Below are 20,872 nucleotides of genomic sequence, written 5' to 3'. Positions count from 1 at the left end.
ACAATCACACAGGAGATTGTTCATGAGCACCAATTTGTACCCAAACATGCTGGCCCCGCTTGACTTGGGCTTTACCACTCTGAAAAACCGTGTCCTGATGGGCTCGATGCATACCGGTCTTGAAGAGGCCCCCAACGGTCATGAGCGCATGGCTGCATTTTTCGCGGAACGTGCCCGTGGTGGTGTCGGTTTGATTGTGACCGGTGGCTTTGGTCCCAACAAACGTGCCGCGACTCATGAACATACCAAAATGTTATGGAGTGAAGAGGATTGCGCTGACCATCAAATCATTACCTCTGCGGTACACGAAGCTGGTGGCAAAATTTGTATGCAGATTCTGCACACAGGCCGTTATGCCTTTAATGAAAACCCCATAGCCCCTTCTGCGATTCAGGCTCCTATCAACCCCTTTAAACCCCAGGCAGCTACTGAAGAAGAGATTGAACAACAAATTGAAGACTTCGTCCGCACTGCGGTTCTGGCTCAAAAAAGTGGTTATGACGGTGTTGAAATCATGGGGTCAGAAGGTTACTTCCTGAATCAGTTTCTGGCCGAACGCACCAACAAACGCGATGATGACTGGGGAGGCAATTACGAAAACCGTATGCGCTTACCGGTGGAAGTTGTCCGACGTGTACGTGAAGCCGTGGGTGAAAATTTTATAATTATTTATCGTCTTTCCATGCTGGATCTGGTTGAAGGCGGCAGTACCTTTGATGAGGTTGTCATGCTCGGCAAAGCCGTTGAAAAAGCCGGTGCGACCATCATTAACACCGGGATTGGCTGGCACGAAGCCCGTATCCCCACAATCGCCACCAAAGTACCTCGTGCGGCGTTCACCTGGGTGACAGCAAAATTTAAGGATCACTTTACTATTCCGGTGATTACATCAAACCGCATTAACACCCCTGAAAAAGCCGAAGAAGTTCTCGCCAATGGTGACGCTGACATGGTATCCATGGCTCGCCCGTTCCTGGCCGATCCTGATTTTGTCAACAAGGCTGCCGAAGGTAAAAGTGATGAAATCAATACCTGTATCGGTTGTAACCAGGCCTGCCTTGATCACATTTTCAGCGGCAAGATGACCAGCTGTCTGGTCAACCCCCGCGCTTGTCACGAAACCGAACTGAACCTCCTGCCTACAACACAAGTCAAAAAACTTGCGGTTATTGGTGCTGGCCCTGCTGGCCTGGCATTTGCGACCTCTGCAGCTGAACGCGGCCATCAAGTTACTTTGTTTGATGCTGCCGGCGAAATCGGTGGGCAATTTAATATCGCTAAACAAGTGCCCGGAAAAGAAGAGTTTTACGAGACCCTCCGTTATTTTCAGCGTCGTATTGAGCTAACCGGAGTCAATTTGCAATTGAACACCCCGGTCACAACTGAACAATTAAATGACAGTGATTACGATGAAGTCATCCTTGCTACAGGGATTAATCCTCGCACCCCGTCTATACCCGGTGTCGATCACCCCAAAGTGCTGAGTTATCTGGATGTACTGCAAAGCAAACACCCTGTGGGTAAATCCGTCGCTGTGATTGGTGCCGGCGGTATCGGCTTCGATGTCTCTGAATACCTGACCCATGAAGGCCCCTCTCTCAGCCAAAATATTGATGCCTTCATGAAGGAATGGGGAGTCGATATGAGCCTTAAGGCACGGGGTGGTATTGAAGGCGTCAGCGCTGATGTGCATCCATCACCGCGCGAGGTTTACCTGTTACAACGCAAAACCGCAAAAGTCGGTGGCACCCTGGGTAAAACGACAGGCTGGATTCATCGTACAGGCCTTATCAATAAAGGTGTGAAGATGATTCCGGGTTGTGAGTACCTGAAGATTGACGACGAAGGCCTGCACCTGAAAGTCGGTGACGAAACTAAAGTTCTGAATGTCGACAATGTGATTCTGTGCGCCGGTCAGCAATCTAAGCGCGATCTGGTGGAAAATCTGACCAAGCCCTATCACCTGATTGGCGGTGCAGATCTGGCTTCGGAACTGGATGCAAAGCGTGCTATTGATCAGGGCACACGTCTGGCTGCCGAAATTTAAGTTCATAACCCAAGCACGTCACCACGACGTGCTTAAACACCCGCCAGCTCCGCCGCGCAATCAAATGTTTTCTGGATAAACAGTGCGTCGGTGCTGGCTCTGTGTCTCTGACCATCAAAATCCTTCGCCACGTTGAGCTTTGCGTCACTCCAGCAGGCCATCATTTGCTCGGTAAGTATCATTTCCAAAGGTGAGACCCAAAAGTTCATGGGGGTTCTCGCACGGTCAAACAGTTTGATTAACCAGGGTTTATCCACCACCCATCCGTCGCTATACACGGTCTGGTTTTGCAGCAAGCGATTCAGATCTTCCGCCACGACCTTACCCGGTTTCCCATATTTCTCCAGATCCTGTCGACTGATTCCATGTACAGCCTCAGCTTCTTCGGACCAGTACTCCCAATTGGGATACGGCTTAATCAATGAAGAGTAGCGCTGACCATCACTGGTCGCTATACCAACTTCTATGGGATAGCTGTGGGGATGAAATCCTGTTGCCTCCACATCAATGATTGCAGGTTTACGGATACGATTTCTCGTCGTTGAGTAATTAAGCGGCACTACAATTAACCTTTGCGTCTGGTATTCAAGCGCCTCTTACAGCCAGGCGACTTTGTTTTTCTTTTCTGAAACCCGGGGCGGCACTTGGAAATCTGTGCAGCTTATCGGTTTATCCTGACAAATTCTTCAGTAATCTCTGTAAAATTTAGGTAATTCATGTAATACCAATGTAAAACAGAACACAACTGCCCCGCCATAACATTTGTCAAAGTACTTTCCACCCCACCCAAGCGGGTTCAGTGTCTGCTATCATCCAGCGATATGCACAGCATTTTCGTGGGAACCTCAAACACACCCATATTTATGCTGGTAACTCAGGGTTAATCTCAATACAAGAAGGCTTTTTCATGGAATGGCTGGCTAACTTTATTCATTTCTTTTTTCAATTTAGCGCACTTTTGCTGATTCTGATGCTTGGATTCGGGGTCGTATGGCTCGCCTACCTCTATTGGGTTGATATACACCAGACCAAGCACGCCATACGTCGCAATTACCCCATCATTGGCCGCTTTCGTTACTTTTTTGAGCATCTGGGTGAATTCTTCCGCCAGTATTTTTTCGCTTTGGATCGGGAAGAGCTGCCTTTTAACCGTGCACAGCGCAGCTGGGTATACCGTGCAGCCAAGGATATAGACTCAACCGTGGCTTTTGGTTCCACCCGCCCGCTTAATCAAACCGGAGAGATCCTCTTTCTGAACGGCTTGTTTCCGATACTCAAAGAAGATGCCTTGCCCCCTTCAGACATTACATTTGGCGAGGGATTTGCCCGAATCCCCTACACTACAAACTCGTTTTACAATATTTCAGGTATGAGCTTTGGAGCCCTGTCAGTTCCCGCAGTCCAGGCCCTGTCTCAAGGGGCTAAAGAAGCCGGTATCTGGATGAATACCGGTGAAGGAGGCTTGTCTCCCTATCATCTACAGGGTGGCTGTGACATCGTTTTTCAGATCGGCACTGCCAAATACGGGGTCCGTACTCAGGAAGGCATGCTTGACGAGGATAAGTTGAAAACGATCGCCGAACACCCTGAAGTCAAAATGATCGAAATCAAACTCAGTCAGGGTGCCAAACCCGGCAAGGGAGGCATTTTACCAGGAGAGAAAGTGACACCTTTAATCGCCTCCACTCGGGGTATTCCGGTTGGTATGGCGTCCATCAGTCCTAATGGCCACCCCGATATCCGTTCTATTGATGAGCTGCTGACATCCATCCATCGTGTCAGACAGGTGTCTGGTAAACCAACCGGTTTTAAGGTGGTTCTGGGAGAAAGTGGCTGGCTTGATGACCTGTGTCGTGCCATTGTTCAACGGGGTCTCGAATACGCCCCGGACTTCATCACCATCGACAGTGCTGACGGCGGTACTGGTGCTGCTCCCCAGAGTCTGATGGATTATGTTGGCCTGCCGCTGAAACGCAGCCTTCCTCTCGTTATCGACAAGCTCAACGAATTTGGATTGAGACAACGTATTAAGGTGATTTGCTCAGGGAAAATGATCAATCCCTCGGATGTTGCCTGGGCCATGTGTGTCGGCGCCGATGTCGCCGTCAGCGCCCGGGGCTTTATGTTTGCCCTCGGCTGTATCCAGGCCCTTCAATGCAATAAAAACACCTGTCCAACCGGTATCACAACCCATAACCCGGATCTGCAAAAAGGACTCAACCCGGCTAACAAGACTACCCGCGTCAAGAACTTTGCCCACAACCTGATGTATGAAGTCGGTGTAATCGCCAACTCCTGCGGTGTTGCTGAACCCCGGCAATTGAAAAGACGTCACGCCCAGGTTATCAACAGTGACGGGATACCCCGTCCTCTAGATGAAATTTACCCGGACACGCCACTGGGCTGGAAACCAAAAACAAGCAAGCAGGCTGAACTGGTTGAATAACTCACCAGCTCAACTCGAGGGTTAAATAATCCGTGACTGGAGCCCCCTTTTGGGTCGGATTATTTACCCTGTCTATAGCGCATAATTCAGCGCGCTCATGCTGGTTAAAAAGAGCAAATAAGGGTTTTCCCCAAAGCCTCTCTTCTGTTATGTTCATGTGCAATATAACAATACGAATGAGAGAATTATGAGCCAAGAACGCCCCAGCTCGGCCGAGATTCCGGCCACTGAAGCCATCAGCTACAGCCCTGCCTATCGTCGCTATGTGCTGGTCATTTTAACCATTGTCTATGCCTTCAACTTTATTGACCGTCAGATTCTGGTAATTCTGCAGGAGTCGATTAAAGCCGATATGGGGCTGTCCGATACTCAGCTGGGTCTGCTCACTGGTTTCGCTTTTGCCATTTTCTATGTCAGTGTTGGTATCCCCATTGCGCGCTGGGCTGACGTGAGCAACCGACGCAATATTGTATCCCTTGCCATCACCGTCTGGAGCGGTATGACAGCGCTTTCTGGCGCCACACACAACTTCTACCAGTTGTTACTTGCCCGTATTGGTGTCGGTGTTGGTGAAGCTGGCGGCAGCCCTCCGGCTCACTCCATGATCTCTGATTATTACCCGCCGGAACAACGTGGCACAGCGCTGTCTTTTTACTCAACAGGTGTCTATTTCGGCATTTTGATGGGCTTCTTGCTGGGTGGCTGGATCAACCATACCTTCGGCTGGCGCTGGGCCTTTTTTGTTGTAGGCGTGCCAGGCATTCTGGTTGCCCTGCTGGTTCGCTTCACCATCAAAGAGCCTGTTCGGGGACAGTCCGATCCCGCCAGCCTCAAAGCCCAGCGTGACGATGAGGATAAACCCAACTTCAAGCAAACCATGTCGGCCCTCTGGCAACTTCGTTCCTTCCGCTTTTTTTCAGTCGCCGCCGGTCTGGCCGCATTCACAAGCTACGGTGTAGGTAACTTCTTGCCTTCTTTCCTTATGCGTTCTCACGGTTATGACAGCCTGCAGGCCGGTACCGCTTTAGCGCTGATTTCCGGTATTGGTGGTATGGTGGGCACTTATCTCGGCGGCTATCTGGCCGATAAGCTCGGCGCGAAGGATCAACGCTGGTATCTGTGGATCTCGGCCCTTCCAGTGTTTATCAGTTTTCCGCTGATGCTGGGGACACTCTTCTATCCTCACAGCAGCCTGATTCTGGGCTTTCTGTTTTTCTCCACCATGACCGGTGCGTTTTATCTGGGGCCAACCATTGCCATTACCCATTCTTTACTGCCGCCCATGATGCGCGCCATGGGGTCAGCGGTGCTGTTCTTTATCCTGAACCTGATTGGACTGGGGCTTGGCCCTCTGTTCGCGGGTGTTGTCAGTGATGCGCTGGCGCCGTCACTAGGCACCGATTCCTTGCGCTATTCTCTGGCCATCACTGCCTCTATCGGCATTATCGCAGCGGCAGCCTTTACCATCGCAGCCGCCCGCTTGCCCGGAGATCAGCAGCGCAGGAGCAAACTTCAGGCAGAATTGGAAGAAGCAGCCGCTCAGTTGCAGGGGTCAAAAGCTTGATCCCTGCTTACCAACATCGGCACTGTCCATAGGCCAGCCCAAAAAACAGACAACAAAAAAAGGGGAAATGATTGCCAGTCATTTCCCCCTTTTTTTATATCTGACAAAGCGTTGCCAGAAGCATCCAATACTTCAGACTTATGGTTTGGGCTTGGTATAATCAACCGTGTGATCACAACTGCCATCTTTCTCGCAGTCATTAATACCATCACCATCTGCATCCCAGCTTGGATGCATAACGGCTTTCGCCAAAGGCTTCGGCCCCTGTGGAGGCAATTGCCCACTCAATCTGATGGACAATTGGAAAGTCGCCTTCTCATCCCGTCGTGCAGCGTTGCGCATCAAATATACGAGAACTTTATAGTCTCCTGACTCAGTGAAAGTCTGTTCAAAAGTAGTCCCTCTTAAAGAGCCGATAAAAATCGCACTATTCCCTTCTTCCACCGGCGCAACATTAAAATAATTGCTTAAGTTATCTGTTTGCAAATTAATCTTAACGTGTTGCCCACTGGCTGCGCTGAAAAGGTATTCCTTGGTGGCGTACCCTTGCAAGGTATCTTGGTGCAGTATTTCTTTCGGTTTAGGCTGCAGCTCTTTAGTCGCATCCATGGCTTGCTGCTCAAGAGCAGGTGAAGTAACGGACGCAGAAGATGCAATGTCAGATGTTGTGGTCTGTGAGCAGCCAGTCAATATGACTGTTGCCCCTAAAAACATCAGAGAGAATGCCTGACCCATAAATTGAGTGTTTAGAAACTGTTGCCTAACCATTCGGTTCGATCTTGCGAGCATAATGCTTCCATCCTGATGCATAAAAACCACCTCAGTATAGACAACAAATAGCTTAACACTGTGTGACGAAGGTCAAACGTTATGGTGTAGAAGGCTTTTCGCCGACAGGATAAGCAAGTTCAGTACGGGAGTTGCCCGAGCCTTTCAGACTGGGCTCGCTTGTATACGCCTCGGCACAGGACTGACAGATACAGCTTTGTCCACGCTGACTGGAAGGCAGAGCGTTGAGCGCAGCAGGCGGAATTTTGGTATGGAAACACCAGCAATCAAACTCCTGATTCGATGATGGCGTCCGATTTATGTTTCCACACCGGTTACTTTGCTGACAAATGGGACAAAGACTTTCGTCCATAGACGATTAACCTTTTTTCAGAGCATCAACGATCGGCTTGATTTCTTCGGTCCAGACTTTGTCGTCAATGACACCCACATGCTTGTAACGAATAACGCCCTGACGATCCAGCACATAAGTTTCTGGGGCGCCAAACACTCCCAGATCAATCCCCAGTCGCCCATCTGCATCGACAATACTGTAAACATAAGGGTTATGCAGGTTCTTCAACCACTTCTGAGCTTCCTGAACATCATCCTTGTAATTGACGCCTACAATTTTAACGCCCTGCGCCGCCAATTCGACCAGATAAGGGTGCTCAACCCGACAGGAAATACACCAGGTTGCCCACACATTGAGTAAAGTGACCTCACCTTTCAAGTCACCCTCACTGACAACCCGGGTCGCGTCATTCACAGTCGGCAGACTGAAGGCAGGCATAGGCCTGTCGATCAAAGCCGAAGGCATGTCCGTAGGGTCCAGACTGAGACCGCGCCAGAAAAAAACCGCCAAAACAACAAAGATCATCAGCGGTATAAACAACTTTAGACGTGACATAGCGACCACTCGAACATAATCAAAATTCCAAACTGCGCTTTAAGAAGCTGATGGCGCTCTGGTTGTTGATGCAGATTCCAATGCAACTTTCGACGCTCGCTTCTGCGTAACTTTCTGGCGATAGCGTTTATCCAGGACTGCGAGCAAACCACCTAACCCCATCAAAATGGCACCCAGCCAGATCCAGCGGACAAATGGCTTGTAATGAATGCGCACCGCCCAGGCACCATTATCCAATGGCTCACCGAGGGCGACGTACAAATCTCGCCAAAAGCCTGCGTTAATGCCGGCTTCAGTCATCAGGTTACCACCAGAGAAATAACGACGCTTTTCTGGATGCAGAACATCGACCTGCTTGCCATCCTGATACACTTCAATAATTCCGCGACTGGCAAGATAATTGGGGCCACGCAGCTCAACCAGTTCCTTGAAGAGGTATTCATAACCGCCCTGCTCCAGACGTTCGCCCGGTGCCATTCTCAAGTCGCGGTGATCCGAATAAATCGTGTTCAGACTTGCCCCCAACAGGGTAAATGCTACACCGATATGAGCAATCAGCATGCCTTTGTAGCTCAGGGGTAGCTTGGTGAAAGCTTTCACAAACCCTTTACTATTTCGTAGCCGGTAAAACACATCGGTAACCATCGACAGAATAATCCAGCTGCCCAGAGCAATGGCAAGAGCTGCCGAAAACGAGTATTCCTCACCGATAAAGAGAGGCAGTATTCCTCCCAGAATCAGACTCATGGCAATGGGAGTTTTGAGCCACTTCCATAGTGTCGAGAGATTACTCCGTTTCCAGTTGACCAATGCAGCCACGCCCATCAATACAGCGACCAGCGCCATCAATGGTGTAAAGAAGAAATTGAAATACGGTGGGCCTACAGAAATTTTTCCCCAGTTGAGCGCATCGGCAATCAGAGGGTAAAGCGTACCCAGCAAAATGGTACCGGCCGCAACAACCAGCAGAACATTGTTTGCCAACAGGAAAGATTCACGGGAAATCCACTCAAAACTTGCAGCGGATTTTACCGATGGCGCTTTAAGGGCATAGAGCGTCAGGGAACCACCCACCACAACGGCCAGAAAGCCCAGGATGAACACCCCTCGCTCTGGATCGGCAGCAAAGGCGTGCACTGAAGTTAACACCCCGGACCGGACCAGAAAGGTACCCAGCAGACTTAACGAAAACGCAAAAATGGCCAGTAGCAAAGTCCAGCTTTTGAACACCCCTCTCTTTTCTGTAACCGCCAAGGAGTGGATCAATGCCGTCCCTACCAACCAGGGCAAAAAGGATGCATTTTCAACCGGATCCCAGAACCACCAGCCACCCCAGCCAAGCTCGTAGTACGCCCACCAACTGCCGAGAGCAATCCCCAAGGTCAGAAATACCCAGGCGATGGTCGTCCAGGGACGCGACCAGCGAGACCAGGCACTGTCGAGACGCCCAGACAGCAATGCCGCAATGGCGAAGGCGAATACAACGGAAAAGCCCACATACCCCATATAGAGCATCGGTGGGTGTATGATCAGCCCCGGATCCTGTAACAGCGGATTCAAGTCACTGCCATCGGCCGGAGCATTAGGCAACAAACGATCAAACGGGTTGGAGGTAAACAGCACAAAGGCGCAAAAGCCCACAGCAATCATGCCCATGACCGACAGGACTCGGGCCACCATATCCAGAGGCATCTGCTTGCTGAACAGAGCAACTGAGAGGGTCCAGCCTGCCAGAATCAACACCCACAACAGCAGCGAGCCTTCATGTCCTCCCCAGACTGCACTGACTTTGTATTGGACGGGCAGCAGGCTGTTGGATTGATTGGCGATATAGGCAACAGAAAAATCATCCTGCAAAAAACTGTACACCAGGCAAGCAAAAGATATTGCTACAAAGGCGAACATCCCCACTGACAGGCTGCGTCCAGTGGCCATCATGTTGCGATTGCCGGTGTGCGCTCCCCACAGGGGAACAACCGACAAGACAACGGCCAGGCAAAAGGCCAGTATTAACGCGTAATGTCCATACTCAGGAACCATAACTCATTCCTTCACAGGTCTTTTGATGTTCACCGGCGTTCTGCATGGCTTCTGCTACCTCAGGTGGGGTATAAGTTTCATCGTGTTTGGCGAGAACTTCGGTCGCCATAAAGACGCCATCGCCATTTAGTTTGCCATTAACCACAACCGCTTCCCCCTCTGCGAACAGATCCGGGAGGATGCCGGTGTAATGAACAGCAACGGTGGCTGCACCGTCTGTAATCAAGAAGTTAACATCCAGGCTATCCGAGGCGCGCTGCACTTTACCCGGCAAAACACATCCACCGGCTCGAATACGCGTATCAACCGGTGCCTCCCCTGCCGCGATTTTAGACGGCGGATAAAACAGGTTGATGTTTTCTCGCAGGGCATAAGCCATCAACCCCACCGCGACACTGGCAAAAATGACGATAAATAACACCATAATCAGGCGTTGTTTTCTAACTGGATGCATTAATACTTCTCATCTTAAAACTGGGTTAACGTCTTCAAAATCACGTTAACGTTTATTGAAACCCTGCTATGACCAACGGAAACCTGGCATTGGTCACGCCTAAACTTACTGCCTAACCGTTATCGACTTGTGCCCTGTAACTCAGCATTTCTTTCCGCAATCCGTGACTGGCGTTTAATCTCTGCCATCAGGCTACGGCGCTTTAACAGAGGTGAAACAACTAAATAGGCAAGACATACCGCGGTGATGGCATAGCTGGCCCAAACGTAAGGTCCGTGACCTGACATGGAAATAAAGTCTGCTGCACTTTCAAACTGAAACTTCATCAACCTGATAACCTCTTCAGTTACTTATTCATTCACTGAGTAGCCAGGTCTTTGACCCAGCGAGTCTTTTTCTCACGAACCAGAATTTCACTGCGGGTACTCATCAGCAAAACCAGGGCGTAAAACACATAGAAACCTGTCACCATCATCAACAGCGGATAGAGCATGGAAGGGTCTATTGTCGATTCGGAGGTGAATTTAATGGTTGCCGGCTGATGCAATGTGTACCACCAATCGACGGATTTATAGATAATCGGGATATTGACCGTACCCACCAGTGCGAGAATTGCACTGGCCTTATTGGCGGTGTCCTGATGTTGGTAGGCCTCCTGCAGTGCTATCACCCCAAGGTACAAAAAGAACAACACCAACATCGAAGTGATTCGCGCATCCCAGACCCACCAGGTTCCCCAGGTCGGTTTACCCCACACAGCTCCGGTTACCAGTGCCACGAAGGTCAGTACAGCACCGATGGGAGCGGCGCTCTTCATCACCATATCCGCGAGTTTCATTTTCCAGATCAGCCCTATAGCCCCACTGATCGCCATGGTGTAGTAACCGGCCAGCGCCAGAAAAGCTGATGGTACGTGGATATATATAATCCGGTAGCTGTTGCCTTGCTTGAAGTCTTCTGGTGCAAAAGCCAATCCCCATACAGCGCCAGTCACCAACAAACTGATGCTGATGACTGCCAACCACGGGATCCAGGCGTTGGTTTTCTCATAAAACCAACGCGGCGAACCCAATCTGTGAAACCATTGCCAACCCACGGCCTTTCCTCTCTGTAAAACCTGTTTATGTGAACCTTCTTTTTCAACGCTTGTCTGCGAGGCTCATCGCTCAAAATCCAACCAGCCTGATGCCTACAAAGCACTACTGTGTGACACCTGCTGCGGGCCTGCTCTATTCTTTGGGATTTTTGTCGCCAATAACTCGTCTAAACCGCCGACTTTGATCAGCCACAAGGCTGAATCAGACTCACCATATTTAACCGTTAACACTGATTCTTAATGCCCCGGCCGCCGCTACGGGAGCCAGCACAACCGCCATGGCCAAAAAAGCACCAAGCACTGCCATTTGCCCGCCAAACGGGAAACCGTCAATCGCGCTTGAGACCGCACTGGAACCAAAAATCAGTATGGGCACATACAGCGGCATGATAATCAGGGAGATCAATAAGCCCCCCTTTCTCAAGGCCACAGTTAAAGCAGCCCCAATCGCACCGATTAAACTCAAACACGCGGTACCTAAAAACAGTGAAAAGACCAGTGGCCAGAAGCCCGCGGCCGGCAGAGACAACATGACACCCAGCAGCGGGGCCATTATTGTCAACGGCAACCCTGTCACCAGCCAATGTACCAGCACCTTGGCCAAAACCTGAAAATAAAGCGGCTGTGGAGACATTAACAATTGCTCCAGAGCACCATCCTCATAATCTGCCCTGAACAAGCCATCCAGTGACAGCAAGGTTGCCAACAGCGCCACGACCCAAATCATGCCAGGCGCCAGCACAGATAAAACTGCTCTTTCAGGGCTGATACCTAAAGGTACCATCGTAATCACCATCAGCAGGAACATGATCGGGTTCGCCATCTCACCCCGATGCCGGAAGGCAATCAACAAATCTCGTCTGAAAGTTGCCATGAAGCCAGCCCCAATTCCCGGACTGACCAGAGGTTCCGACTTTAAACTGGTGCGCACCTGCTGTTCATGACTGCTCATTGGCCACACCCTTGTAATCTTCCAGGTTCAGGCGCCGCACGCCATCCATGATCATATCCTGATGGGTTGTCAGTAGCACACACCCGCCACCGGCGGCATGCTCTGCCATCAAAGCCTCAAGATTCTTTACACCGTGCTTATCGATAGCGGTAAAGGGCTCATCCAGGATCCATACCCTGGCTGGCGTTAAAAACAACCTTGCCAAAGCAACACGTCGCAATTGCCCTGCCGAAAGATGATGACAAGGCACATCTTCAAATCCAAACAGCCCCACTTCATCCAGTGCCGCTTCAATAGAGCAGCGTTGGTGCCCCTGATTCATTCCACAAAACCAATTGAGGTTTTCACGGGGAGTTAATGCCTTTTTTACCCCCGGCAGATGTCCAATAAACAGCAGCTGATTGAGATAATCCAAACGGCTCTTCTTAAGAGTTTCCCCCTGCCACAGTATTTGGCCTTCATAATCCGCCGAAGTTGTCGACAAAAGGCGCAATAATGTGGTCTTGCCGCTGCCATTGGGCCCCTCAACCTGCACGACATCACCCGCCATCACTTGCAGATCCAGATTTTCAAACAGCACCCTCTCATCCCGCTCACAGCGCAGTGCCTGCAGCTCTAATAGTGGATGACTCATAAAAAAGACCATTTCCGAGGGTGAATTTCAGCGACAAGCCACTGGAAAGAGGATCTACCTGCTATTCAAGAAACTATGTTGCTCTGTTTACTGCTTAAGCTGAGCCCGATGGGCTCCAGCACTGCATCATCTTTAATGGACTCAACTCAATTTGTTGCCTTAGACGCCAACTGTTTCGAAATTCGAAAAGTTTTTGGCAGACAAGCCGATAGCCTGTATCTACCAGTATCCATTTGCGAAATCTGTCCCACATGTGGGCGCAGGTGCAGTATATCGCAGAGGCAGTTAAGTAAAGTTAAGGTAAATCAATACCTTAGTTAAGTTGAGATATTGGGGCGCAATCTTACTGACAAAAGCCGCAAATTTCATCGGGAATTTACCCAAATGGTCATCGATCTACCATCCAACAGCCTGACAACACCCCGAGGCAGCCAAAACCCGGTCACACAACTCACGAACCAACGTCAGGAGACCCTTCAGGCGGCACTGAAAGCCCTTAACATCAAGGCTGGGGAGACCATCACCGCTCTCGTGAAGTCCATCCGACCGGTGGATGATCCCTTGCGAGTCAGACTGGTTCAGCAGGTGACACCGCCCTCCGAAAGTGCCGACAGCAACGGTGTCCGCAACGCAACCGCCCAGGAAAAGCTTTTGGCCTCAAGCGACCTAAAGCTGGTTGAAGTGGAAATTAAAGGAAAACCCCTACTGATCTACACGGATAAAGCCCTTCGCCCGAATCAGACCCTGACCCTGCAGCAGCAAAATGGCGTGTTGATCCAGATACCGGGAAATCCCGCACCATCTGCAACATCGCCAACGTCACAAGCGAATCTCGCCAACGATGCCCGTCCGAGTGTACTCACCTCCCAGCAACTGGCCACACTGCAACAGGCTTTGCGTACAGAATTACCTCATCTTGCCCTGACTCAGAAAAGTCAGGCGGGCGTTATCAGTGAAACTCTGTTGATCGCACAACTAATTACCAGGCTGCTTAAACAACCCGGACACCAATCGCTGCAACATCAACTACCCCGTAGCCTGCAAGAAAGCCTCCAGCAGCTGGCCAGCCACCTGAGAGACCCGCAGCAACTGTCACGAACCGAAGTGTTAAAACAGGCTATCAAAGGTAGCGGCATTCAATTGGAACAACAATTGAGCCAGCATGCTGGCAATAATCCATCTTACGGCCAGCCACCTTTTGCAAAGACTGATCTGAAAGCCGCATTGCTTCACTCACTAAAGCAAATCACCCAGTACAACCAATCACAAACCATTCAATCCCAAAACACCCCCTCCCCAAGTGGTGCAGCGACGCTACAACCTACGTTACCTGGAAGCCCTCAACCAGCTGCAGTGTCCTCACTGGCCGGCAGCTATGGAGCACTCAACACCAACCCCAATGCTACAGCCACCACCGCTCAGGGGTTGATCGCATTTCTTCAACAACTATTACCAGTACAACCCCAGAGAGCCCAAGGGCTTGTCCCTTCCAGCCCCAGGAATCTTGACGCGGGACAGCTAATGCAGATAACGCAGGCACAGATCCAACAGGCACTGGGCAAGATTCTCTGCCTGCAACTCCAATCCCTGCAACGCTCACACTCTGGAACAGAAAGCTCCAGAACATCACATGCGTACCTGGAGATCCCCATTAGCCTTGGTTTCACTGCCCAACCGCTCGCTCTGATCATCGAAGAAGAATGGGTAACGGACTATTCCGAAGACAATGACTCTCCGAAAGAAAAGGTTCGCCAATGGCTGGTAAAATTAGCGTTTGATTTACCTGAGGCCGGAGCTTTTCATGCTCATGTGACAGTGATAACCGATAAGGTAACCGTAAGTCTGTGGGCAGAAAATCCGGCCACTTATCAATCCGCCCAGGCAACACTGGGCACACTCAGAAAACAATTAGAACAGGAGGGTTGCCAGGTAAAAAACCTTGAATGCTTTCAAGGCAAGCCGGCAAACGATAACTCAACGCGCCTGAATTATGCACTTGTCGACGTAAAAACCTGATTGATGGAATGAATACCATGAATGCATCAAATAAAACCTATAGCGATCAGCAGCTGCAAAAAGCTGTGGCGTTATTTTACGATGGCCAACAAGCACCAAGAGTGACCGCCAAAGGACTCGGTGAACATGCTGATGCAATTATTGCCATCGCCAGAGACAGCGACATCCCACTCTGTGACAACTCAGCTCTGGTTGATTTGCTGATGACACTGGAACTGGGAGATGAAATCCCTGAGGCTCTCTATACCGCTATCGCACACATCATAGCTTTTGCCCACCAGCTTTTTCCCGTCCACGACCGGACCAATAACCCCGTGACCAACCCCTGAGGCATCAGAAGCAATCAACTTACATATTGAACCCTGAAAACCGTATTAGGCCATGAGTATCCTCCCCCTACCTTTAGATCTTGTTTTCGTTGTATTCTAATTAGGCTTGCAGAGGAAGATGACCACCAGGCAGACAGAAGAAAGAAAGAAAGAAACGCTATAAAGTACTTTCCAACAACTACAACGAAAATCGGGTGCTACTGATATGAGCAGTGATATGGCCAACTCTGTAATGAATGATACTCTTGTCACCGTGGACAAAATCGAAACAGAACTGGCCTCCAGTGTCATTCTCGACTGCCGCTTCTCCCTCGCAGATTCCACTGAAGGTGAACGTCTCTATCATCAAGACCACTTGCCGGGGGCACAATACTGTCATCTGGAAAAGCATCTGTCCGGCCCTGTATCAGAGCACGGCGGCCGTCATCCACTTCCCAGCCCCGAAGAGTTTTCAAAGCAATTGCAGTTATGGGGAATCCGCGAACACACCCCGGTTATTGTGTATGACGATCAACGTTTCGCCTTTGCTTCCCGTGCCTGGTGGTTATTAAAAGCAGCCGGTGTTGCCAATGTGCGCTTACTGGATGGCGGCTATTCCGCCTGGAAGAACCAGCACAAACCTTTTGACCGCCGCACACCGCCTTCGCACCCTGTCCAGAAGAGCACGGTTCGCCCAATTCAAACGAACCACCTGATTGGTTATGAACAAATTAACGACGTGTTGGGTTCGGAAGATGTGTTACTGATAGACAGCAGGGACCCCCAACGCTATAGCGGAGACTTTGAGCCTCTGGATCCTATCGGCGGACACATCCCAGGGGCCATCAACAAACCCTGGACAGAGGTTTCTGACGGTGCCGGATTTATCAAGCCCCTTGAATATCACATTCAGCGGTGGCAAAAGATGCCTGAAGCACAGCAGATTATCGTTTATTGCGGCTCCGGTGTGACTGCCTGTGTCAACTTGCTATCGGCCCACCTGGCCGGGAAAACTCCGGACCTGTACGCTGGAAGCTGGAGCGACTGGTGCACCCATGAAGGCGCGCCGATTGCCAAGGGGAATCAACCTTAACAAAACCCTTTTTCATAAAGACTCATTAACATAAACAGTCAACGTTCAGGGGCTTTAGACTCAACATGCTATAGTTTTGCCCTGAAAGCGTCGTTATAGTCCCGCTTAGAATCGACATACAAACTGACATAAAAATGAGAATGCCTCGTGACCACAGCTACTCAACAACTCGCCAACCTCATACACACTGAAGAACTGGATACCCTGCTGTTTCGCGGCACGACCCCGGCAACAGGCTTGCCACGAGTATTCGGTGGTCAGGTCTTAGGTCAGGCACTCTACTCTGCTATACGCACAGTACCTGAAACCCGCATCATGCACTCCATGCATGCCTATTTCTTACGTCCGGGTGATGTGACTCGTCCAATAATCTTCGAGGTTGATCCAATCCGTGACGGCAAATCCTTTACCACTCGTCGCGTTGTGGCCAAACAGAACGGAAAAGCCATCTTTAACACGTCAATATCGTTCAAAGAGCCTGAAGAAGGACTGGAGCATCAGACTGCAATGCCAGTCGTTCCTCAGCCCGATGAACTGATATCCGACAGTGAAAGGCTTCAGGCTTATCTGAACGCCAACCCTGATGTTCCGGCACCACCGCCCGCGGATACTCTGAATGCCTTTGAAGCTCGCAGCACCGGAGAGCTGCCTTTTTTACGGGAAGAACCCAGCGAGCCGGTACATGGCTTCTGGTTCAGATGTCGGGACAAGCTGGATTACGACTTTCCCATGCACCAGGCATTTCTTGCTTACGCTTCGGACTTTCGCCTTCTGGCATCAGCTATGCTGCCCCATGGATTAAGCTACCGGCACAATGGCAGCACTTTACAAGCAGCGACTCTGGATCACTGTATCTGGGTCCATCAACCCTTCAGAGTCGATGAGTGGATCTACTATCACATGGAGGGCCCGGTCGCTGCGGGAGGCCGGGGGCTAAACTTCGGCCGCTTTTACACACAGGATGGCAAACTGGTGGCCAGCTCAAGCCAGGAAGGCCTGATGAGACTCCACTCCAAGCCCAAGTCCTGATAATGAAATCTGCCTAAAAACACAAACCTGAAGTGACGGTAACCGGATGAAACCGTCACCATCGCCCTGATTAAATGGAACAACTCACTCCAGTACCCCCCAAACCGCAATAACCGTTCGGATTCTTGTGTAAATACTGCTGGTGGTATTCTTCCGCGTAATAAAACGGCCCGGCGGTGAGAATTTCAGTGGTAATCTCACCGATTCCCGCAGCCTGAAGAGCCTCGGCGTACCGGACTCTGGATTGTTCAGCCACAGAAGCCTGCTCTTTACTGAACGTGTAAATCCCTGAACGGTATTGAGTGCCCATGTCATTACCCTGTCTCATCCCCTGTGTCGGGTTATGGGACTCCCAAAATACCGCCAACAATTGCTGATAGCTGACGTTTTCGGGATCATATACCACCAGAACCACTTCATTGTGCCCCGTCATGCCGCTGCACACTTCCTCGTAGGTAGGGTTTTTAGTAAAACCACCACTATATCCAACAGCCGTAGAATAGACCCCTGCTAACTGCCAGAACTTCCGCTCAGCACCCCAAAAGCAACCTAACCCGAAAACTGCCTGCTGCATATGCTCCGGAAACGGTGGCAGCAAAGGCGTCCCCAGCACAGCATGCCTGTTGGACAGAGGCATCACCTCGTCCCGCCCCTTTAGTGCTTGTTCTGGTGTCACCATTTCGGCTTTTCGACTCAGGAAAGACATAACATTTCACCTTTTACGTAACCAGGAGAAGAAGGTTACTTTTTTCACCAAAGGGTTACAATCGCCTTCAGGAGCTGTTTTTCACAAGGCACATGGATACTTATGACCATATCCCACACCCTACCCACCCACTTCGCAGCCATTGATCTGGGATCCAACAGTTTTCACATGCTGATCAGCGAATGGAGCAACGGCCAACTCATCGAGGTCGCCCGCCAAAAAGTCATGGTTCAAATCGCCCGCGGTATTGATGAAGAACTCAATCTGTCTGCGGAAGCTCTCGAACGAGCAAAAGTGTGCCTGGTAGAGTTCAAAAATCTCCTGAAACAGTACCCGAACACCATCGTTCGCACGATCGGCACCCAGGCTCTCAGGCAGTGCAATAACCTGCATCATTTCCTGGAGATGGCTGAGCCCATCCTTGGTAGCCAGATCGAAATCATCAGTGGTCAACAGGAAGCCAGCTACGTGTATCAGGGGGTTCAGCACGGCCTCTCCCCGGAACAAAGGCAAAAACCCATACTGGTCGTCGACATTGGCGGAGCCAGTACCGAACTGATCATCGGTCAGGGTGCAAACATTTCACACTGGCACAGCTTCACTCTGGGGTGCGTTGACCTGGCCAATCGATTTTTCCCCAACAAAGGACAATCCCCCATCGACCCTCAATGTCTGGAGCAGGCATATCATTACAGCTGTGAACAACTGTCCCCTTTTCAATCCATATTTGCCACCTCGCAATGGCAGCAGGCCATGGGGGCTTCAGGGACCATGAGAGTCATACTGGACCTTTTACCCGCCGACTCAAACGCCGTCATCCACCGCCAGACACTGGAACAACTGCTCAGCAACCTTAATCAACGGGGGGAACTGAGTGACATTATTCCCGACTCTCTGCGCTGGGATGTCCTTCCAGCAGGGCTGGCTCTGCTAATGGCCATTTTCGACACATATTCCATGGAACAGCTCACGGTTTCGAGAGGGAGTATCAAGGAAGGCGTATTACTCAACACGATCCGCGAACAAACTCACAAAGACGCCAAAAACGCCTAATACAGGTCATAGGGGGTTCTATACTTACTTGTATAAAGATCAACTACAGGTCTAATTGAGCAAGGAACACACAAATCGCGAACATACATCGTAGGGACACGCCCCTCTATGTAACGGGAGATCTCCCATGCCAAGTATGACATTTCGTTTTACAACCGAATGTGAATTGACACTTGAAGGTCATTCCTATGAAGAGGTCTATTTAAAGTTCAAAGACCTCTGCCAACAGCAACAGCCGATTTCAGAAACCCCAATGATGAAAGTCTACCCGCCTGAAGACAGCAGTATTTATTTCGAGATTGATGAACAGAACACCTTCTGCGAAATGGGTATGATCAAAGGAGATTTCACCCAGGATATTCTCAAAAACCTGCCGGAAAACTGGCTACAACGTGTTCGATCACAGCATCGGGCTCATTGAGCCCCAGCGTCCCATCACGACCCATGACAACCCAGGCTCTCCCGGGGGTGACTCGTGGGTCGCTATTAACGTATCTGAAACCCTTAGCCATGTTGATTAATGCGTCAATCAGATTTAACATACGGGGCACGCAAAAACTGGAACTGAGTCACACTTCTGAAACAGAAAACCCAATTCCTTCAGCCTGCCACCACTCACAAAACGACATTGCTGGCACCACGCTGACTCACCTATCCAGCCCTAACGGACTAAGGCTTACACATAAACAGGACGTCCGGAGGTATGAATGTTAAAAAGTTGGCTCGCAGGTTATGTTTTCCTGCTCCTGCCCGCAGTGGCAAGTGCCAGCGACGCATCATCGACCTCCTTCCCGACTCTGGCAGGCCTGACAATCATTGCGATTTTTCTCAGTGCCTGTTTTCAGCTATGGCAACACCCGGATATTTTTCGCACGTCATATCGCAGCCCTGTCTTTTTGGTTCTCTTAGGCAGCCTTACCGCTACTGTCATTTGGGCCAAACTGACCATGATCCCGGAGACGCTGTCCATTTGTGGCTACGCCTTGATTCTTGCCGTCATGCAGGCATTAACCGGCCACTGGATTCGAGTCGCCGGATTCGAGAAGGTACAGGAGCTGATGCTAAGGGAAGTGGCGCAAAAAACAGCCTCTCTTGAAGAAAAAAACCTCGAATTAAAAAGTACACAAAAAGCATTGCGTATTGCCAATCTTGAGCTGAAAGCCCTGTCTTTTACCGACGCTCTGACGGACACCTATAACCGATTGTATTTTGACCGACAATTTCTGACAGAGTGGCAAAGAGCACGACGTGAGCAGGAACCAATCTCACTGATTCTGGTAGACATTGACCACTTTAAAGAGCTTAACGACCAACACGGCCATCTGGCTGGGGACAACGCACTCAAATTTGTGACCAAACTGCTGAAAAAAGGCTTTCAACGGGGTAACGATATTGCCTGCCGCTATGGTGGTGAAGAATTTGTTATCCTGCTGCCTAACACCGTTCCAGAAAATGCCCTGAAGCAGGCAGAAAAGGTCCGGCGGTCGATAGAATCTCAGCCTTTCTATCACGAAGGCAAAGCGCTAAACATTACCGCCAGTTTTGGTGTCGGCGGTCTTGTACCCCAGCCTCAACACGACCCTCTGGATTTATTGAATGCAACCGACCAGGCGCTTTACTACGTAAAACGCAATGGCCGTAACGGATGCCATCAGGCTACTCGCTACGAGGGCGTCACCAGAAGCACCTGTTCTGAGCATCAGAAACTGTCAGCGTCCGGCAACGGCTCCTGACAGGAGCCCTGTCAAAGCCTTTG

General features: G+C 50.4%; 21 protein-coding genes. 10 read left to right on the top strand and 11 right to left on the bottom strand.

Annotated elements, in window-relative coordinates; translation table 11 throughout:
* The first annotated feature begins 22 nt into the window (after positions 1 to 22).
* Positions 23 to 2,047: an oxidoreductase gene (locus KOI40_RS09070; protein ID WP_216097188.1), complete on the top strand. Its 2,025-nt coding sequence runs from the start codon at positions 23 to 25 to the stop codon at positions 2,045 to 2,047.
* Positions 2,048 to 2,079: 32 nt separating this feature from the next.
* Here KOI40_RS09070 and KOI40_RS09065 read toward each other — a convergent pair whose 3' ends face one another.
* Entirely contained in the window at positions 2,080 to 2,607 is a 528-nt protein-coding gene (locus tag KOI40_RS09065) for a 3'-5' exonuclease (protein ID WP_216097187.1), read from the bottom strand.
* 347 nt (positions 2,608 to 2,954) lie between these two features.
* Here KOI40_RS09065 and KOI40_RS09060 point away from each other — a divergent pair, with 347 nt between their 5' ends.
* Together KOI40_RS09060 and KOI40_RS09055 are read left to right on the top strand one after the other, a co-directional pair.
* Entirely contained in the window at positions 2,955 to 4,493 is a 1,539-nt protein-coding gene (locus KOI40_RS09060) for an FMN-binding glutamate synthase family protein (protein WP_216097186.1), read from the top strand.
* A 187-nt stretch (positions 4,494 to 4,680) separates the two neighbouring features.
* Complete coding sequence (locus KOI40_RS09055) at positions 4,681 to 6,057, top strand: spinster family MFS transporter (protein WP_216097185.1); 1,377 nt, start codon at positions 4,681 to 4,683, stop codon at positions 6,055 to 6,057.
* A gap of 138 nt (positions 6,058 to 6,195) precedes the next feature.
* Here the strand turns inward: KOI40_RS09055 and KOI40_RS09050 are convergent, their stop codons facing one another.
* The 9 genes from KOI40_RS09050 to ccmA all read right to left on the bottom strand — a co-directional run bounded on the left by KOI40_RS09050 (position 6,196) and on the right by ccmA (position 12,911).
* The gene (locus tag KOI40_RS09050) at positions 6,196 to 6,867 is read right to left on the bottom strand and encodes a hypothetical protein (protein WP_216097184.1); all 672 of its coding nucleotides are present in this window, start codon (positions 6,865 to 6,867) and stop codon (positions 6,196 to 6,198) included.
* Positions 6,868 to 6,925: 58 nt separating this feature from the next.
* Positions 6,926 to 7,198, bottom strand: a complete 273-nt coding sequence (locus tag KOI40_RS18865) for a cysteine-rich CWC family protein (protein ID WP_216097183.1) — start codon at positions 7,196 to 7,198, stop codon at positions 6,926 to 6,928.
* A gap of 6 nt (positions 7,199 to 7,204) precedes the next feature.
* Complete coding sequence (locus tag KOI40_RS09040) at positions 7,205 to 7,735, bottom strand: DsbE family thiol:disulfide interchange protein (protein WP_216097182.1); 531 nt, start codon at positions 7,733 to 7,735, stop codon at positions 7,205 to 7,207.
* Between the two features lie 39 nt (positions 7,736 to 7,774).
* Positions 7,775 to 9,775: a heme lyase CcmF/NrfE family subunit gene (locus KOI40_RS09035; RefSeq protein WP_216097181.1), complete on the bottom strand. Its 2,001-nt coding sequence runs from the start codon at positions 9,773 to 9,775 to the stop codon at positions 7,775 to 7,777.
* Complete coding sequence (ccmE, locus tag KOI40_RS09030) at positions 9,765 to 10,229, bottom strand: cytochrome c maturation protein CcmE (RefSeq protein WP_216097180.1); 465 nt, start codon at positions 10,227 to 10,229, stop codon at positions 9,765 to 9,767. The genes KOI40_RS09035 and ccmE overlap by 11 nt, the downstream gene beginning before the upstream one ends.
* Before the next feature lie 119 nt (positions 10,230 to 10,348).
* Complete coding sequence (gene ccmD, locus KOI40_RS09025; protein ID WP_216097179.1) at positions 10,349 to 10,555, bottom strand: heme exporter protein CcmD; 207 nt, start codon at positions 10,553 to 10,555, stop codon at positions 10,349 to 10,351.
* Between the two features lie 32 nt (positions 10,556 to 10,587).
* Complete coding sequence (locus KOI40_RS09020; RefSeq protein ID WP_216097178.1) at positions 10,588 to 11,325, bottom strand: heme ABC transporter permease; 738 nt, start codon at positions 11,323 to 11,325, stop codon at positions 10,588 to 10,590.
* A 217-nt stretch (positions 11,326 to 11,542) separates the two neighbouring features.
* Complete coding sequence (gene ccmB, locus KOI40_RS09015; protein ID WP_439653234.1) at positions 11,543 to 12,277, bottom strand: heme exporter protein CcmB; 735 nt, start codon at positions 12,275 to 12,277, stop codon at positions 11,543 to 11,545.
* On the bottom strand, positions 12,264 to 12,911 hold the full coding sequence (gene ccmA, locus KOI40_RS09010) for a cytochrome c biogenesis heme-transporting ATPase CcmA (RefSeq protein WP_216097177.1): 648 nt from the start codon (positions 12,909 to 12,911) through the stop codon (positions 12,264 to 12,266). Before ccmA ends, ccmB begins: the two co-directional genes overlap by 14 nt.
* Positions 12,912 to 13,295: 384 nt before the next feature.
* Between ccmA and fliK the strand changes: the two genes are divergently transcribed.
* The 4 genes from fliK to KOI40_RS08990 all read left to right on the top strand — a co-directional run bounded on the left by fliK (position 13,296) and on the right by KOI40_RS08990 (position 17,357).
* A complete protein-coding gene (gene fliK / locus KOI40_RS09005) occupies positions 13,296 to 14,927 on the top strand; it encodes a flagellar hook-length control protein FliK (protein ID WP_216097176.1) in 1,632 nt (543 codons plus the stop codon).
* Between the two features lie 17 nt (positions 14,928 to 14,944).
* Positions 14,945 to 15,256 (top strand): EscU/YscU/HrcU family type III secretion system export apparatus switch protein, encoded by a 312-nt coding sequence (locus tag KOI40_RS09000; RefSeq protein WP_216097175.1) that lies wholly within the window; start codon positions 14,945 to 14,947, stop codon positions 15,254 to 15,256.
* 205 nt (positions 15,257 to 15,461) lie between these two features.
* Complete coding sequence (locus KOI40_RS08995; RefSeq protein WP_216097174.1) at positions 15,462 to 16,328, top strand: sulfurtransferase; 867 nt, start codon at positions 15,462 to 15,464, stop codon at positions 16,326 to 16,328.
* Positions 16,329 to 16,475: 147 nt separating this feature from the next.
* Entirely contained in the window at positions 16,476 to 17,357 is an 882-nt protein-coding gene (locus KOI40_RS08990; protein ID WP_216097173.1) for an acyl-CoA thioesterase, read from the top strand.
* A gap of 70 nt (positions 17,358 to 17,427) precedes the next feature.
* On the opposite strand, the gene msrA is transcribed toward KOI40_RS08990, so the two are convergent.
* Positions 17,428 to 18,063 (bottom strand): peptide-methionine (S)-S-oxide reductase MsrA, encoded by a 636-nt coding sequence (msrA, locus tag KOI40_RS08985; RefSeq protein ID WP_216097172.1) that lies wholly within the window; start codon positions 18,061 to 18,063, stop codon positions 17,428 to 17,430.
* 102 nt (positions 18,064 to 18,165) lie between these two features.
* Between msrA and KOI40_RS08980 the strand changes: the two genes are divergently transcribed.
* The 3 genes from KOI40_RS08980 to KOI40_RS08970 all read left to right on the top strand — a co-directional run bounded on the left by KOI40_RS08980 (position 18,166) and on the right by KOI40_RS08970 (position 20,849).
* A complete protein-coding gene (locus KOI40_RS08980) occupies positions 18,166 to 19,116 on the top strand; it encodes a Ppx/GppA phosphatase family protein (RefSeq protein ID WP_216097171.1) in 951 nt (316 codons plus the stop codon).
* Between the two features lie 127 nt (positions 19,117 to 19,243).
* Positions 19,244 to 19,537: a hypothetical protein gene (locus tag KOI40_RS08975; protein ID WP_216097170.1), complete on the top strand. Its 294-nt coding sequence runs from the start codon at positions 19,244 to 19,246 to the stop codon at positions 19,535 to 19,537.
* A gap of 286 nt (positions 19,538 to 19,823) precedes the next feature.
* Positions 19,824 to 20,849 carry a GGDEF domain-containing protein gene (locus tag KOI40_RS08970; RefSeq protein WP_216097169.1) on the top strand — a complete coding sequence of 342 codons (1,026 nt, stop codon included), beginning with the start codon at positions 19,824 to 19,826 and terminating at the stop codon, positions 20,847 to 20,849.
* Positions 20,850 to 20,872: the final 23 nt, after the last annotated feature.

The sequence above is a fragment of the Pseudomaricurvus albidus genome, assembly GCF_018863235.1.
GTDB lineage: Bacteria > Pseudomonadota > Gammaproteobacteria > Pseudomonadales > Cellvibrionaceae > Pseudomaricurvus > Pseudomaricurvus albidus.
Note: the sequence above shows the minus strand (reverse complement) of the source record. Positions and strands in the feature narration are given on the sequence as shown.

What these genes read in the sequence shown, in the direction of transcription:
- ccmD (WP_216097179.1), bottom strand. Translation starts at nt 10,555, where the DNA reads ATGAAGTTTCAGTTTGAAAGTGCAGCAGACTTTATTTCCATGTCAGGT.
- KOI40_RS09070 (WP_216097188.1), top strand. Translation starts at nt 23, where the DNA reads ATGAGCACCAATTTGTACCCAAACATGCTGGCCCCGCTTGACTTGGGC.
- KOI40_RS08995 (WP_216097174.1), top strand. Translation starts at nt 15,462, where the DNA reads ATGAGCAGTGATATGGCCAACTCTGTAATGAATGATACTCTTGTCACC.
- KOI40_RS08970 (WP_216097169.1), top strand. Translation starts at nt 19,824, where the DNA reads ATGTTAAAAAGTTGGCTCGCAGGTTATGTTTTCCTGCTCCTGCCCGCA.
- KOI40_RS09060 (WP_216097186.1), top strand. Translation starts at nt 2,955, where the DNA reads ATGGAATGGCTGGCTAACTTTATTCATTTCTTTTTTCAATTTAGCGCA.
- msrA (WP_216097172.1), bottom strand. Translation starts at nt 18,063, where the DNA reads ATGTCTTTCCTGAGTCGAAAAGCCGAAATGGTGACACCAGAACAAGCA.
- ccmB (WP_439653234.1), bottom strand. Translation starts at nt 12,277, where the DNA reads ATGAGCAGTCATGAACAGCAGGTGCGCACCAGTTTAAAGTCGGAACCT.
- KOI40_RS09050 (WP_216097184.1), bottom strand. Translation starts at nt 6,867, where the DNA reads ATGCATCAGGATGGAAGCATTATGCTCGCAAGATCGAACCGAATGGTT.
- KOI40_RS09055 (WP_216097185.1), top strand. Translation starts at nt 4,681, where the DNA reads ATGAGCCAAGAACGCCCCAGCTCGGCCGAGATTCCGGCCACTGAAGCC.
- KOI40_RS08980 (WP_216097171.1), top strand. Translation starts at nt 18,166, where the DNA reads ATGACCATATCCCACACCCTACCCACCCACTTCGCAGCCATTGATCTG.
- fliK (WP_216097176.1), top strand. Translation starts at nt 13,296, where the DNA reads ATGGTCATCGATCTACCATCCAACAGCCTGACAACACCCCGAGGCAGC.
- KOI40_RS09035 (WP_216097181.1), bottom strand. Translation starts at nt 9,775, where the DNA reads ATGGTTCCTGAGTATGGACATTACGCGTTAATACTGGCCTTTTGCCTG.
- KOI40_RS09040 (WP_216097182.1), bottom strand. Translation starts at nt 7,735, where the DNA reads ATGTCACGTCTAAAGTTGTTTATACCGCTGATGATCTTTGTTGTTTTG.
- KOI40_RS08975 (WP_216097170.1), top strand. Translation starts at nt 19,244, where the DNA reads ATGCCAAGTATGACATTTCGTTTTACAACCGAATGTGAATTGACACTT.
- KOI40_RS09000 (WP_216097175.1), top strand. Translation starts at nt 14,945, where the DNA reads ATGAATGCATCAAATAAAACCTATAGCGATCAGCAGCTGCAAAAAGCT.
- ccmE (WP_216097180.1), bottom strand. Translation starts at nt 10,229, where the DNA reads ATGCATCCAGTTAGAAAACAACGCCTGATTATGGTGTTATTTATCGTC.
- KOI40_RS18865 (WP_216097183.1), bottom strand. Translation starts at nt 7,198, where the DNA reads ATGGACGAAAGTCTTTGTCCCATTTGTCAGCAAAGTAACCGGTGTGGA.
- ccmA (WP_216097177.1), bottom strand. Translation starts at nt 12,911, where the DNA reads ATGAGTCATCCACTATTAGAGCTGCAGGCACTGCGCTGTGAGCGGGAT.